General features: G+C 68.9%; 15 protein-coding genes. 11 read left to right on the forward strand and 4 right to left on the reverse strand.

The window, feature by feature from the left end:
- The 3 genes from ACOYR3_RS01105 to ACOYR3_RS01115 are packed head-to-tail and all read left to right on the forward strand — an operon-like array spanning position 1 to position 2,323.
- Entirely contained in the window at positions 1–222 is a 222-nt protein-coding gene (locus ACOYR3_RS01105) for an acyl carrier protein (RefSeq protein WP_422844694.1), read from the forward strand.
- Positions 222–1,013 (forward strand): SDR family NAD(P)-dependent oxidoreductase, encoded by a 792-nt coding sequence (locus ACOYR3_RS01110; RefSeq protein ID WP_422844695.1) that lies wholly within the window; start codon positions 222–224, stop codon positions 1,011–1,013. Before ACOYR3_RS01105 ends, ACOYR3_RS01110 begins: the two co-directional genes overlap by 1 nt.
- A 17-nt stretch (positions 1,014–1,030) precedes the next feature.
- Positions 1,031–2,323, forward strand: coding sequence for a cytochrome P450 (locus tag ACOYR3_RS01115; RefSeq protein ID WP_422844696.1), 1,293 nt, complete (start codon positions 1,031–1,033; stop codon positions 2,321–2,323).
- Positions 2,324–2,376: 53 nt separating this feature from the next.
- Here ACOYR3_RS01115 and ACOYR3_RS01120 read toward each other — a convergent pair whose 3' ends face one another.
- From ACOYR3_RS01120 to ACOYR3_RS01135, 4 genes are all read right to left on the reverse strand, one after another.
- Positions 2,377–2,664: a YkgJ family cysteine cluster protein gene (locus ACOYR3_RS01120; protein WP_422844697.1), complete on the reverse strand. Its 288-nt coding sequence runs from the start codon at positions 2,662–2,664 to the stop codon at positions 2,377–2,379.
- A complete protein-coding gene (locus ACOYR3_RS01125) occupies positions 2,664–3,455 on the reverse strand; it encodes a DsbA family protein (protein ID WP_422844698.1) in 792 nt (263 codons plus the stop codon). The genes ACOYR3_RS01120 and ACOYR3_RS01125 overlap by 1 nt, the downstream gene beginning before the upstream one ends.
- A 115-nt stretch (positions 3,456–3,570) precedes the next feature.
- A complete protein-coding gene (locus tag ACOYR3_RS01130; protein WP_422844699.1) occupies positions 3,571–4,704 on the reverse strand; it encodes a hypothetical protein in 1,134 nt (377 codons plus the stop codon).
- Positions 4,705–4,833: 129 nt separating this feature from the next.
- A complete protein-coding gene (locus ACOYR3_RS01135) occupies positions 4,834–5,448 on the reverse strand; it encodes an NADPH-dependent FMN reductase (protein WP_422844700.1) in 615 nt (204 codons plus the stop codon).
- A gap of 179 nt (positions 5,449–5,627) precedes the next feature.
- Between ACOYR3_RS01135 and mnmG the strand changes: the two genes are divergently transcribed.
- The 8 genes from mnmG to ACOYR3_RS01175 all read left to right on the forward strand — a co-directional run bounded on the left by mnmG (position 5,628) and on the right by ACOYR3_RS01175 (position 13,820).
- Positions 5,628–7,601, forward strand: a complete 1,974-nt coding sequence (mnmG, locus tag ACOYR3_RS01140; protein WP_422844701.1) for a tRNA uridine-5-carboxymethylaminomethyl(34) synthesis enzyme MnmG — start codon at positions 5,628–5,630, stop codon at positions 7,599–7,601.
- Positions 7,598–8,278, forward strand: a complete 681-nt coding sequence (gene rsmG, locus ACOYR3_RS01145; protein WP_422844702.1) for a 16S rRNA (guanine(527)-N(7))-methyltransferase RsmG — start codon at positions 7,598–7,600, stop codon at positions 8,276–8,278. Before mnmG ends, rsmG begins: the two co-directional genes overlap by 4 nt.
- Before the next feature lie 67 nt (positions 8,279–8,345).
- On the forward strand, positions 8,346–8,960 hold the full coding sequence (locus ACOYR3_RS01150; protein WP_422844703.1) for a LysE family transporter: 615 nt from the start codon (positions 8,346–8,348) through the stop codon (positions 8,958–8,960).
- 23 nt (positions 8,961–8,983) lie between these two features.
- Positions 8,984–9,796 (forward strand): ParA family protein, encoded by an 813-nt coding sequence (locus tag ACOYR3_RS01155; RefSeq protein WP_422844704.1) that lies wholly within the window; start codon positions 8,984–8,986, stop codon positions 9,794–9,796.
- A 33-nt stretch (positions 9,797–9,829) separates the two neighbouring features.
- Entirely contained in the window at positions 9,830–10,369 is a 540-nt protein-coding gene (locus ACOYR3_RS01160) for an RBBP9/YdeN family alpha/beta hydrolase (protein ID WP_422844705.1), read from the forward strand.
- Positions 10,370–10,391: 22 nt separating this feature from the next.
- Positions 10,392–11,375 (forward strand): ParB/RepB/Spo0J family partition protein, encoded by a 984-nt coding sequence (locus ACOYR3_RS01165; protein ID WP_422844706.1) that lies wholly within the window; start codon positions 10,392–10,394, stop codon positions 11,373–11,375.
- Between the two features lie 316 nt (positions 11,376–11,691).
- A complete protein-coding gene (locus ACOYR3_RS01170; protein WP_422844707.1) occupies positions 11,692–13,053 on the forward strand; it encodes a hypothetical protein in 1,362 nt (453 codons plus the stop codon).
- A gap of 26 nt (positions 13,054–13,079) precedes the next feature.
- A complete protein-coding gene (locus ACOYR3_RS01175; RefSeq protein ID WP_422844708.1) occupies positions 13,080–13,820 on the forward strand; it encodes a class I SAM-dependent methyltransferase in 741 nt (246 codons plus the stop codon).
- The last annotated feature ends 323 nt before the right edge of the window (positions 13,821–14,143 follow it).

Below are 14,143 nucleotides of genomic sequence, written 5' to 3' on the forward strand. Positions count from 1 at the left end.
ATGACCCACTTCGACACACTACAACGGCTGATTGCCGAGAGCCTGCTGATCCCCGCGGAGTCCATCCGCCCGGAGGACGAGATCGCGCAATTGAAGAACATCGACAGCCTGACGTTTGAAATGATTCTGGTCTCGATCGAATCAGAAACCGGCCGCACGATCGATCCGATGGATCTGATGCACGTGAAGACGGTGGGCGATCTGGCGAAGCTTCTGGACTGATGGGCCTGCCCGCGCTGTACATCGTTACCGGCACCTCCCGGGGATTTGGCGAGGCGCTGGCCGCTCTGCTGCTGGAGCAGCCGGGCGCCCAGGTGCTGGCGTTGTCCCGGCAGGCCAGCGCGACCCTGCAGGCGCGGGCCGTTGCGCACGGCGCGGTGCTGGAGCAATGGCCGGTGGACCTGCGCGACGGGGCGGCGGTGGCGCGCCGGCTGGCCCAGTGGCTCGCCGGGCAGCCCGCGCAATGGCGCGAGGTGTGCCTGGTCAACAACGCCGCCCTGCTGCCCGCCACGATTGCCCCCTTGTCCGAGAGCGCCGCGGACGACATCGACGACGTGCTGCGGGTGAACCTGCACACGCCCCTGCAGCTGACGGCGCAGTTCTTGCGCAGTACCGGGGCGTGGCAGGTGCCGCGCAAGGTCCTCAACATATCGTCCGGCCTGGCGCGTGCGCCCATGGCCTCCATGGCGCTGTACAGCGCCGCGAAGGCGGGGGTGGACCAGTTCACCCTCTGCCTGGCCCTGGAGGAGGCCCGCAAGCCGGGGGGCGCGAGGGTGTGCGCCCTGGCGCCGGGCGTGGTGGACACCGGCATGCAGCAGCAGATGCGCGACACCGCCGAAGCGCAGTTTCCCGACGCTGCACGGTTTCGCTTTCTGCACGCGTCCAAGCGCCTGATGCCCGCCGCGCAGGCGGCCTGCAAGGCGCTTGACCTGCTGGAAAGCCCGGATTTCGGCGCGCGGCCGCTGGCCGAGCTGCGCCAGGGCGGCGCTTCCGCCCCACCGAAAGCGCCTTAGGAGTTCCGATGAAGCACATGAACACCGCATCCGATTGCTGCACCTATCTGTACGAGCAGGCGCGCAGCGCGCCGGGGCGCAATTCCGTGATCGAGTCCGACGGGCGTCGGGTGCTGGTGGTCCAGGACTGGGCCGATGCGGACCGCATCATGCGCCGCAACCTGGCCAACTACCCCAAGAACCTGCACTGGTTTGTGCAGGTGGCCGGCAACTCGCGCCTCACGGAGGAGGGCGAGGCGTGGAAGTTTCGCTGGGACCTCTCCCAGCCCTTCTTCAGCAAATACGACCACGCCCGTGGCTGCGTGGTGAGCCTGCAGCACGCCCAGAACATTGCCCGGCATCTGGCGGCCTCCAGCGGGCGCGCGGTGCTCGACGAGGGCGTGATCCACGAGGGCATGCTGTCCATCTTCACGCATATGTTTCTGGAGGTGGCGCTCAAGGACGTGCCCATGCCGCACGGCAACGCGTCGCGGCTGATCGAACTGGCTTCGGCCTTTGCGTTCAAGGCGCCCGGCAAGGAGCGGGGCGGATACCCGCGCGAGCACCTGCGCGAAATCCTGGCGCTGAGAAAAGAGACGTTTGCCGCGCTGCAATCCCTGCGCGGGCTGCCCCAGCCGGGGCCGCTGCTGAAGAAGCTGCTGGACGCCGAACTGGTGGAAGGCGCAGATTTCCAGTTTGAAAAAGAGCTGGTCATGCTGTTTGGCGCCGGGACGGACACGGCCGCCTATTCCGTGGGCTGGGCGTTGCACCTGCTGGCCCAGTATCCGGAGGTCCAGGCGCGGCTGCAGCGCTCGGTGGATGCGGTGTATGCCGCGCACCCGCAGGGTCCGGCGCTGGCCGAAGCCCTGGCCTCGTGCCCGGAGCTGAAGTACTTCATCGCCGAACTGCTGCGGCTGTATCCGCCGTTGCCCTTCGTGACCCGCGTGGCCAACGCGGCGGATCAGCTCTCGGACATGGCGGCGCAGCCCGGGGACGTGGTCATCGTGTCCCTGGTGGGGGTGAACCACAAGGGCCTGGCGCGCACCGATCCGTGGGTGCCGGATATCGATGCCGCGATGCGCGAGGGCATCGGTGCCGGCAGCGGCACCCATTCCAGTTTCATCTGGGGGCCGCGCGTCTGCGGCGGCCGGGGTTTCGCGTTGCTGGAGCTCAGCGTCGTGCTGGGGGTGCTGGTGCACGAGCTCCAATGCACCGCTTCCTCGCAGGAGGCGCTGCAGTACGAATGGGTGGGGCAGATGCGCCGCAAGGGCGGGCACCGTGTGCGCGTTGCGCCCCGCAGCACGGTCGCGCCGGAGGCACATTTGCCATAAAGGGCCCCGTGCCGGGCGGCGTTCCGCCAGGCCTCAGCCCGCGCTGGCGGTGGTCAGCCGGGCTGCGTCAGGCGTTCCAGCCGCGCCAGGTAGTGCATTGCGTGCGCGGTGCCCGGCCCGCACATCTCCACCGACGGCATGAGCCCCGCGCACACGGCCGGGCGCTCGGGCTGGCCGAAGATGCGGCAGCGCGCATCGTCCCCCAGCTGGATGCAGCGCACCCCCGCCGGCTTGCCCTGCGGCATGCCGGGGATGGGCGAGCTGATGGAGGGGGCGGTACAGCAGGCGCCACATGCCGGTCGGCAGGCAGGCGCGGCGCGGGGTGCCCCGGTGCTGGGCATCAGGATTTGGGCCGTGCCTTGGCTAGCTGCTCATCGAGCCGGCGCTTGAGCGATTCATAGGGCTGCACGCCCACCATTTTTTCCCCTTCCAGCGTCCCGGGCGCCGTGGCGCCCAGCACGAACGTGGGGGTGCCGTTGAATCCCAGCCGCCGGGCCTCGGCCGCCGAGGCCTTGATCTTGGCCGTGTAGCGGCCTTCGGCTACGCAAGCGTCGATGCGGCTGCTGTCCAGCCCGGCCGCCTGCACCAGGCGCGCCATGACCGGAGGTGCCAACGGTTCGGACACGGACCCGAAGGCCTCCAGCAGCGGCCAGTGCTTGCCCTGTTCGCCAGCGCAGCGGGCTACCTCGGCCGCCCGCTGGGCGTTGGGGTGGATGTCCAGCGGAAGGTCGCGCAGGATGAGGCGGAGCTTGCCCGGGTCGATGTAGTCCTGCCGCAGGCGGGACAGGGACTCCTGCAGAAAGCGCTTGCAGAACGGGCATTCGTGGTCGGTGAACATCACCAGCGTAAGGGGCGCCGTGGCCGCGCCCAGCGTATGGCCTTCCTGCGACAAATCCACCCGGACGGTGGTGGGCACCGCCACTGGCGCAGCGGGTGCGGCGGCGGCCGCCTTGGGGGCCTGCTGCTGTTGTTGTTCCAACAGTTGTCGGATGGCGCGCAGTTCCTGGAGGATGGCCGCACCTTGTTCGCGGGACAGGGGTTCGGCGTGCGCGGTGCCGGCCAGGCCGACAGTGGCCAGCGAGCAGGCCAGTGCGCAGGCCCGCGCGGTGTTGCGGAGAAAGAGGGAAGGCATGGCGGTGTAAAGAAAAGGGCGAGGGGAAGGGAAGCTGGTGGGAGCGGGCCGGCCGTATTGTGCGCTGTGGCAGGTGCCGCCACCGCCGGGGTTGGCGGCGGCACTCTGCGCTGGACTACTGGCAGATGCCGTTGTTGCAGGTACCGCTCACGCAGTCGGCCGAGACGTTGCACGTTTGGCCTGTGCTACAGGCCCCGCAGATGCCGCCGCAGTCCGTGTCGGTCTCGCTGCCGTTCTGGATGCCGTCATTGCACGCCGCCGCCTGGCAGAAGCCCAGCACGCCGCAGACATGGCTCTGGCAGTCGGCGCCCACAGAGCAGGTTTTGCCGTCCCCGCATGCGCCGCAGGTGCCGCCGCAGTCGGTGGCGCTTTCGCTGCCGTTCTGGACGCCGTCGGTGCACGCGGCCGGCTGGCAGATGCCCCCGGCGCCGCAGACGTTGCTTTGGCAGTCGCCGCCTACGGAGCAGGTTTTGCCGTCCCCGCAAGCTCCGCAGGTGCCGCCGCAGTCCGTGTCGGTTTCGCTCCCATTCTTGACCTGGTCGGTGCACGCGGCCGGCTGGCAGACGCCCCCGGCGCCGCAGACGTTGCTTTGGCAGTCGGTGTTCACGGAGCAGGTTTTGCCGTCCCCGCACGCGCCACAGGTGCCGCCGCAGTCCACATCGGTTTCGGTGCCGTTGCGCTGCTGGTCCGAGCAGGTGGGGCCCTGGCAGATGCCGTTGATGCAGGCACTGCTGTCGCAGGTCTGGCAAATGCCGGGCTGGTAGGCCACGGTGATAGAGCAGTGGGCGTTGCTGCCCAGGATGCCGCCGCAGCTGTTGGTTTGCGTGAAGCGGCCTTGGGTGCGGATGTCCTGGAGTTTGATGGGCTGGCCCGTCTGGTTGTCCAGTTGCAGCGTCTGCTGGGCGCCGCTGCCGGCAAAGAGGGTGGGGGGCGTCAGGTTGAGCGCCCCCACCGCCTGTGCGTCGCCGTACCAATGGATGGCCGCCACCGTGGTGGCGATGAGCACGGCCGTCGCCAGCGGCGTGGTGCTGCGAAGCCGCAGCAAGCCCTTGCGCGTGGCCAGCAGGATGAAAAGGGCGGCCGCCAGCAAGGTGTACCAGGACGCGGCCGGCACTGCCATGGCCCCGGACGCGAGCACCGCCGAGACACTGCCGAAACTGGTGTTGATGGTGAGAGAACCCGTCTCCGCGAGGGCGTGCGACGCGCCCCCCAGCGCCGCGAGGAGCGCGATCCCGAATTTCCGTTGCATGGTGTTGTGGTTGGCTTTGTAGAGAACGTGGCCCCTCCGGCCGCGCGAAACCATGCTAACGAGGACTTTTTTGCGCGCAACAAATTTATGGCCAAGGCGGCGGCCCTGCTGCAGGGCAAAAATGCCAGGCTATGCGGCGGGAGGTGCCAGCCGCTGGCTGGCCCAGAGCACTTGGTCCACCACGGCAAGCACGCGGTCGCGGTGGGCTTGGTGCACCAGGGCGCCGCTCTCGTCGAAGGCGCTGCCGGCCAGGCCGAGTGCAAACGCCTTGGGCGCGAGCCAGCATTCCGCGTTGATCAGCAGGGGCGCCAGATGGCTTTGCGACCGCAGGCCGCCCAGCGCGCCGGGGGATGCGCTGAGCATGCCGACCACCTTGCCGCGGAACGACTTCCCGCCATCTTCCCAGTCCGGGTGGCCTTTGACGGGGCTGGAGGCCCAGTCGATGGTGTTCTTGAGCAGGGCGGTGTAGCTGCCGTTGTACTCGGGCGAGCAGATCACCCAGGCCGGGTGCCGCCACAGGATTTCCTTGAGGCGGATCACATCGGCCGGCGTGCCCTGGGCTTCCAGGTCGGCGTTGTACAGGGGAATGTCGAACTCCGACAGCTCCAGCAGCGTGACGGTGGCGCCGGCATCGCGGGCGATGGCGGCCGTGGCGTGGGCCAGCTTGCGGTTGAAGGACTGCTGGCGGGTGCTGCCTGCAAAAACGAGGAGAGAGGGAGCGGAGTCAGGGGAGGTGTTGGGCATGGTGCAGCGATTGGACCACGGTTGCACGGCAGGAATCCTGCAAGCCTGTTTCACGTGGAACAACGGGGCTGCCGTCATGGCAAAAGCACGCAGGCCGTGCAAAGTGGGAAAATTACGGGTTGCCCGCGGCAGGCGGGCTTTTCACCAACGGGCCACGAGGGCCCCGGAGCGCTTTCCCCATGTTGTACCCCCAGGAATTTGATGTGATCGTTGTCGGCGGTGGCCATGCAGGCACCGAGGCCGCGCTGGCCGCCGCGCGCATGGGCAGCAAGACCTTGCTGCTGACCCACAACATCGAGACGCTGGGGCAGATGAGCTGCAACCCCAGCATTGGCGGCATCGGCAAGGGCCACCTGGTGAAAGAGGTGGATGCGCTGGGCGGCGCCATGGCGCTGGCAACGGACGAGGGCGGCATTCAGTTCCGCATTCTCAACAGCTCCAAGGGCCCGGCTGTGCGTGCCACGCGGGCGCAGGCGGACCGCATTCTGTACAAGGCCGCCATCCGCCGCATGCTGGAGAACCAGCCCAACCTGTGGCTCTTCCAGCAGGCGGTGGACGACCTGATGGTGGAAGGCGACCGGGTGGTGGGTGCTGTGACGCAGGTGGGCATCCGCTTCCGCTCGCGCACGGTGGTGCTCACGGCGGGCACCTTCCTGGATGGCAAGATCCATGTGGGCCTGAACAACTACGCGGCCGGCCGGGCAGGGGACCCTCCCGCCGTGTCGCTGTCGGCACGCCTCAAGGAGCTGAAGCTGCCTCAAGGGCGCCTCAAGACCGGCACGCCCCCGCGCATTGACGGGCGAAGCATCGACTTTTCGAAGTGCACCGAACAACCCGGCGACGGCATGCCCGGCGGCGTGAACGAGGGCACGGTGCCCGTGTTCAGCTTCATGGGCAATGCGCAGATGCACCCCCGGCAGGTGCCGTGCTGGATCACCCACACCAATGAGCGCACGCACGAGATCATCCGCAGCGGCTTTGACCGCAGCCCCATGTTCACCGGCAAGATCGAAGGCGTGGGCCCGCGCTACTGCCCCAGCGTGGAGGACAAGATCAACCGCTTTGCCGACAAGGACAGCCACCAGATCTTCCTGGAGCCCGAAGGGCTGACCACGCACGAGTACTACCCCAACGGCATCAGCACCAGCCTGCCGTTCGACATCCAGTACGCGCTGGTGCGCAGCATGCCCGGGCTGGAGAACGCGCACATCCTGCGCCCCGGCTACGCCATCGAATACGACTACTTCGACCCGCGCTCGCTCAAGAGCAGCTTCGAGACGCGCCAGATCCAGGGGCTGTTTTTTGCCGGGCAGATTAACGGCACTACGGGCTATGAAGAGGCGGCAGCCCAGGGCTTGTTCGCCGGCATTAACGCCGCGCTGCAGTGCCGGGGCGATGCGCCCTGGCTGCCCGGCCGGGACGAGGCCTACCTGGGCGTGCTGGTGGACGACCTGATCACCAAGGGCGTGACCGAGCCGTACCGCATGTTCACCAGCCGGGCCGAGTTCCGCCTGCAGCTGCGCGAGGACAACGCGGACATGCGCCTGACCGAAGTGGGGCGCCAGATGGGCCTGGTGGATGACGCGCGCTGGGATGCGTTCAGTCGCAAGCGCGACGCTGTTTCACGTGAAACAGAACGCCTCAAGGCCACCTGGGTGAATCCGCGCAACCTGCCGGCCGCCGAATCCGAGCGGGTGCTGGGCAAGAGCATTGAGCACGAATACAACCTGTTCGAACTGCTGCGCCGGCCGGACGTGAGCTATGCCAGCCTGATGTCGTTGGACGGCGGCAAGTACGCATCGGCGGATGTTTCACGTGAAACCCTGGGCGAGCTGAGCGAGCCGGTGCTGGAGCAGGTGGAGATCGCCGCCAAGTACGCGGGCTACATCGACCGCCAAAAGGGCGAGGTGGAGCGCGCCGCGCACTTCGAGAAGCTGCGCCTGCCGCCCGACCTGGACTACATGCAGGTCACGGCCCTCAGCATCGAGGCGCGGCAGGTGCTCAACCGCCACCGGCCCGAGACGCTGGGCCATGCCTCGCGCATCACGGGCATCACGCCGGCATCGATCTCGCTACTGATGGTGCATTTGAAGAAGGGCGGGTTCAAGGACTTTGCCACGGTGCCTGCGAAGGCCGAGGGCGAAACGGCATGAGTGCACCCGCCAACCACGACGCGCTGCGAATGCAGCTGGAGGCTGGTGCCCGGGCGCTGGAGCTGGACTTGAGCGAAGCCCAGGTGGGCCAGCTGATGGATTTTCTGGCGCTGCTGCAAAAGTGGAACAAGGTCTACAACCTCACGGCGGTGCGGGACCCGCAGGAGATGCTGACCCACCACCTGCTCGACAGCCTGGCGGCCGTGGCGCCGCTGCGCCGCCAGGCGGCTTCAGTGGGGCAGGGCGGGGGCGCGCCGGTCAAGCTGCTGGATGTCGGCTCGGGGGGCGGACTGCCCGGCGTGGTGTTCGCCATCTGCTGCCCGGGGGTGGACGTGAGCTGCGTGGACACCGTGGGCAAGAAGGCGGCCTTCACCCAGCAGGCGGCGGTGGCGCTGCGGCTTCCCAACCTGCACGGTGTGCATGCGCGGGTAGAGACGCTGGCGGGGCCGTTTGACGTTATCAGCTGCCGTGCGTTTGCCTCCCTGCCCGATTTTGTCGCCTGGTCGCGCAGCGCCCTGGCCGTGCCCCATGGCGTGTGGCTGGCCATGAAGGGCAAGCGGCCGGACGACGAAATCGCGGCGTTGCCGCCCGGGGTGACAATGTTTCACGTGGAACCGCTGGCAGTTCCGGGTCTGGAGGCCGAGCGCTGCATCGTCTGGATGCGACCGGTCGCGTAAACTCGGCCTCTCGTTTCTTGGGCGGGCGTTGCGGTGCAGCGCCGCCCGCCACTGCCCGGGGGGATTCATGTTCGGCATTGCAGACTACGGCGCGTTCGTCGCCGCCATCGTGGTGTTCCTCGCCATTCCAGGCCCCGGAAATCTGGCGCTCATCACCTCCACCAGCAAGGGCGGCGTGCGCGGCGGGATGGCCGCCACGATGGGGGTGATTGCCGGCGACCAGGTGCTCATGTGGGCGGCCGTGGCCGGCGTGGCGGCACTGCTGGCCACTTACCCGGCAGCCTTCAACGCCGTGCAGTGGCTGGGCGCGGCCTACCTGGCCTGGCTGGGTTTCAAGATGCTCACGGCCAAGCCCGGCGCCCAGCCCATCCTGAACATCCAGCCGCGGCACTATTTCCGGCAGGCCGGGCTCATTACGCTGCTCAACCCCAAGGCCATCGTTTTCTACATGGCTTTCTTCCCGTTGTTTGTGGACCCCGCCCGCCACCAGGGTCTCGTCACCTTTGGCGTGATGGCCGCCACCATTGCCGTGCTGACCTTTGCCTACGGCCTCACCGTGGTGCTGCTCACCCACCACCTGGCCGAGCGCATGCGCGCCAACCCGCGCATCGGCCGCACGCTGGAGAAGCTGGCCGGTGTGTTCCTGGTCGGCTTTGGCATCAAGCTGGCCCTTTCCAAGTAAACCCCACCGAGCGCTGAAACCACATGGCCAAGATCTTTTGCGTTGCCAACCAGAAGGGCGGGGTCGGCAAGACCACCACCACCGTCAACCTCGCCGCGGGCCTGGCCAAGATCGGCCAGCGCGTGCTGATGGTGGACCTGGACCCGCAGGGCAACGCCACCATGGGCTCGGGCGTGGACAAGCGCAGCCTGGACCTCACGGTGTACGACGTGCTGCTCGAATCCGCCTCGGTGAAGGAGGCGGCCGTGCTGTCGGACAAGTGCGGCTACTGGGTGCTGGGCGCCAACCGCGAGCTGGCGGGGGCCGAGGTCGAACTGGTCACGCTGGAGCACCGCGAGAAGCGCCTGAAGGCCGCGCTGGCGGAGGCCGATGGCGACTTCGACTTCGTGCTCATCGACTGCCCGCCGTCCCTCAGCATGCTCACCCTCAACGGCCTGTGCAGCGCGCACGGCGTGATCGTGCCCATGCAGTGCGAGTACTTTGCGCTGGAAGGGCTGACGGACCTGGTCAACACCATCAAGCAGGTGCACGCCAACCTCAACCCCGACCTGCAGATCATCGGCCTGCTGCGCGTGATGTTCGACCCGCGCATCACGCTGCAGCAGCAGGTGAGCGACCAGCTCAAGGGCCACTTTGGCGACAAGGTGTTCAACACCGTGATCCCGCGCAACGTGCGCCTGGCCGAGGCGCCCAGCTACGGCCTGCCCGGCGTGGTGTTCGACCCCAGCGCCAAGGGCAGCCAGTCGTTCGTGGAATTTGCGCACGAGATGGTGCAGCGCGTGCAGACCATGCCTGCTGCCGCAGCATCAATGGCCAAAATGGCCTCCAGCGCTTGATGGATAAGCGCAAGCAGCTATCCATTTAATAGCATGAAGCCTGTTCAGATCTTGCTGCTGCCCGGCTGGCAGAACTCCGGCCCCGGCCACTGGCAAAGCCGCTGGGAGGCGCTGCATGGCGACCAGCGCGTGGAGCAGCACGACTGGATGCGTCCCCTGCGCGGCGACTGGTCGGCCCGCCTGGAAGAAACCGTGGCCGACGCCGACGGCCCCGTGGTGCTGGCTGCGCACAGCCTGGGCTGCATCCTCACCGCCTGGTGGGCCGCCCACACCCGCCACGCCGCCAAGGTGCGCGGCGCGCTGCTGGTGGCGCCGGGCGACGTGGAGCGGCCCGATGTGGCCGAGAGGATTCCCGGCTGGGCGCCCATTGCGCGCCAGCCCCTGCCGTTCCCGGCCGTGCTGGTGGGCAGCCGCAATGATCCGTACTGCAGCTTCGAGCGCGCCGAAGGGCTGGCGCAGGCCTGGGGGGCGCGGTTTGCTGACTACGGCGAGCGCGGGCATATCAATGCCGAATCCGGGCTGGGCGATTGGGAAGAGGGGCGGGCCTGGCTGCGCACCGAGTTCAACATCTGACGTGAGAGAAAACGACAACACCATGGTCACCAAGAAACCCAAGGGCCTCGGCCGCGGCCTGGAAGCCCTGCTGGGCCCCAAGGTCGAAGACAAAGTGGAGCAGGCCCAGGCCGCTGAAGCCGGCCTGCCCAGCACCCTGCCGCTGTCCGAACTGGTGCCCGGCGTGTACCAGCCGCGCACGCGCATGGACGAGGGCGCGCTGTACGAGCTGGCCGAGTCCATCAAGGCCCAGGGCATCATGCAGCCGATACTTGTTCGTCGTCTCGACGACGAACAAGCTCGGCTGCGCCGACAAGAACGAGCATCGCAGGGGCCCTCCCCTGCGATGGGCGCCCTCAGCGAAACAGGGCCGTTGTACGAAATCATCGCGGGCGAGCGGCGTTTTCGGGCCTCGCGCCTGGCGGGCCTGGCCGAGGTGCCGGTGCTGGTGCGCGACGTGCCCAACGAGTCCGCCGCCGCGATGGCGCTCATCGAGAACATCCAGCGCGAAGACCTCAACCCGCTGGAAGAGGCCCAGGGCCTGCAGCGCCTGGTGCGCGAATTTGGCCTCACGCACGAGCAGGCCGCGCAGGCCGTGGGCCGCTCGCGCAGCGCGGCCAGCAACCTGCTGCGCCTCCTGAACCTGGCCGAGCCGGTGCAGACCATGCTCATGGCCGGCGACATCGACATGGGCCACGCGCGGGCCCTGCTGGCGCTGGACCGCGCGGCGCAGATCACGGCGGGCAACCAGATCGCGGCCAAGAAGCTGTCGGTGCGCGAGGCCGAGGCGCTGGTGAAGAAGCTCAGCGCCGAGTTCAGCCTGGTGCCGCAAAAGCCCAAGAAGGAAAAGTCGCGCGACCTCAAGCGCGTGGAAGAAGAGCTGTCCGATCTGCTGATGGCCGAGGTCGAGGTGCGGGTGAAAAAGCGCGTCAAGCGCAACGGCCGGGTGGAAGACATGGGCGAGCTGGCCATCCAGTTCGGCTCGCTCGAAGCGCTGAACGGGCTGATCGACCGGCTGCGCGGTTGATGCCGCCGGGGGGGGCCTCGGCACGCATCACCGCGCCGCGTGCATCCGCGCCGCCGGGCCGCCGGGCCGCCGGGCCGCCGGGCCGCCGGGCCGCCGGGCCGCAGGTTCCGCGCCGGTGCAACCCCGCGTGAAATAGCGCACGGAAACGGTTTCCAGCCGTAACTTGGGCGGGCAAAATGCGTCGGCGCGGGGCCTACACTGCGCTGCGTTCAACACACCCGGGTTGACCGCAAGGCCTCACCCCAGGGCGGCGACGGTGCCGCCCTGCGGCCCACGTTGGTTTGCCGGGTGATCCACGCATCTCCTGGAGCAGACCATGACCCCTTCGCGCTTTTCCCCCGTGTGCCTGGCTTTACTGGCTATGGGCCTGTGCCTCGCCAGCCTGGGCGCCCAGGCCCAGAACACCAAGGCCCCCAAGGTCCAGCTGTGGATGGACCTGTCCACCGGCACCATGGCGGGCATGCCCGAGATGGACAGCCTGCCCGGCGGCGGCGGCATGCTCGGCGGCCTCATGGGGGGCACGGGCGGCGGCGCGCAGGGCCGGGCGGGCAGCGGCAACACCGCGTACGGCAATGCCCGCGCCATGTCGGTCATGCCGCCGCGCGTCATCGACATCGCCTTGCACAACAGCCTGCGCCCGGGCGTGGAGGCCAGCCAGGCCATTCCGCCCGGCATGCGCATGGGTGAATCCCTGCCGCTGATCCCGCCCCGCGCGCAGCCCACGCAGACCGAGCCGGGCGAGGTACCTCAGGAGTACCAGCAGCACCAGCCCAAGGGCCGCATCCTGCTGTACTGGGGCTGCGGCAGCACCGTGCGCGCAGGCCAGCCGCGCGTGATCGACCTGGCACGCGCCAAGCCCACGGACTACGCCCAGGCCTTCGCGGGCCGGGCCGTGCCCGACCGCGGCCCGCGCGTGGGCCCGGCCTATGCGCTGTACCCCAACGAGCGCAACCAGGTGAACCTGTCGCGGGACAGTTCGGTGGTGGGCGAGCACCAGGTGCGGGGGGAGGGCATTCCCGCGTCCATGAAGTTCACGCTGGGCGCGGCGCAAGACTTGATGCCCGCCATCGACCTGCGCACCACCGGCAAGCCGCAGGACAGCATGGGCACCAATTGGCAGCCCGTGCGCAATGCGCGCGCCTACTACCTGCATGCCATGTCGCAGAACGGGGACGACCTGGTGATGTGGTCCAGCGCCGAGACGCCCGACACCGGCATGGGCCTGTTCGACTACCTGGCGCCCGCCACCATCGACCGCTGGCTCAAGGAGCGCGTGCTCCTGTCGCCCGAGACCACGCAGTGCGCGATCCCCCAGGGCATCTTTGCCGGCGGCGGGCGCGACGCCACCCCCATGCTGCGCATGATGGCCTATGGCGGCGAGACCACCATCGTGCACCCGCCGCGCCCGGCCGACCCCAAGGCCGCATGGGAGCCCGAGTGGTCCGTGCGCGTGCGCGTGAAGTCGCACACCCTGGCGATGCTGGGCGAGGAAATGGCGCAGGGCGCACGCGGCGGCATGGGCTCGGCAGCGCCGGGCGCACCGGCCGGCGGGGCGTATTCGAGCGGCATGGGCGGCGGCTCGGCGCCCGCAGGCCAGCCGCCTGCGGGTGAAGGCGGCGCGGACCCCGGCAGCGTGGTCAACCCGGTGAACCTGTTGCGCGGCATTTTTGGCCGCTGAGGGGGGGTTGCAGGGTGTCGCTGCGCATGCCTTGGCCGCTGCCCGCGCTTGCCGTGTGGGCAAGCGCGTGGCTTGTCTTCGCGGCCCTGCAGCGGGCCGCCGTGCCGCCGGCCGCGGCCCTGGTGGTGGCCTGCCTGCTGGGCACGGCCGCCAGCGTCCTGGGGGGCACCTGGTGGCGCCGCGGCCTGATTGCGGCCGGGTTTCCGCTCTCGCTGGCGCTGCTGGGCGGGGCCAGCCTGCCGCACTGGGCCTGGCTGGTGCCCCTGGCGCTGCTGCTGTGCGTGTACCCCCTCAACGCCTGGCGCGATGCGCCGCTGTTCCCCACGCCCCCGGGAGCGTTGCAGGCGCTTCCGGCACAGGCGCCGCTGCCCGACGGTGCGCGGGTGCTGGACGCCGGCTGCGGCCTGGGCGACGGCCTCAAGGCGCTGCGCAGCGCCTACCCGCAGGCGGCGCTGGAAGGCGTGGAATGGAGCTGGCCGCTGCGGCTGCTGTGCGCGCTGCGCTGCCCGTGGGCGCAGGTGCGGCAGGGCGACATGTGGGCGGCCGACTGGCGGCCCTTCCAGATGGTCTACCTGTTCCAGCGGCCTGAAAGCATGGAGCGCGCAGCGGCCAAGGCGCAGGCGGAACTGGCGCCCGGTGCCTGGCTGGCCAGCCTGGAGTTCGCGGTGCCCGGCGTGGTGCCCAGCGCGCAATGCGGCGTGCCGGGCGGGCGCGTGGTCTGGCTGTACCGCCTGCCGCTGGAGCGCCGCACCGGTGCCGGAGATTGACATGCCGCAAGCTGTGGGCCGCAAGGGCCGTGGCCCCGCATTGCGGTTACAAAAAAGATACAAGCATTTGCTACATTGCGCGCCGGGCTACAAGTCCATACAAAACTACCTAAAAACTCACAGCCAGAGGGGCTGTACGCAGCACGCGCATGCGCCGGGAGGGGGCGCACCGGTTGCCGGCACCCTCGTTGCCCGAGGCATTCCTTTTACCTGTTCCTGCCCACCCCGCGGGTACGCCGCCCTGTGCGCTGCGCCCGCAAGGGTGCGCGGGTCCGCGCAGGGACGGTGTTCGGGTGTTCTGGCGTGAAGCCGCCGACCGATTT

The organism is Acidovorax sp. M2(2025) (assembly GCF_049330835.1).
In the GTDB taxonomy this organism is placed as follows: domain Bacteria; phylum Pseudomonadota; class Gammaproteobacteria; order Burkholderiales; family Burkholderiaceae_C; genus Acidovorax.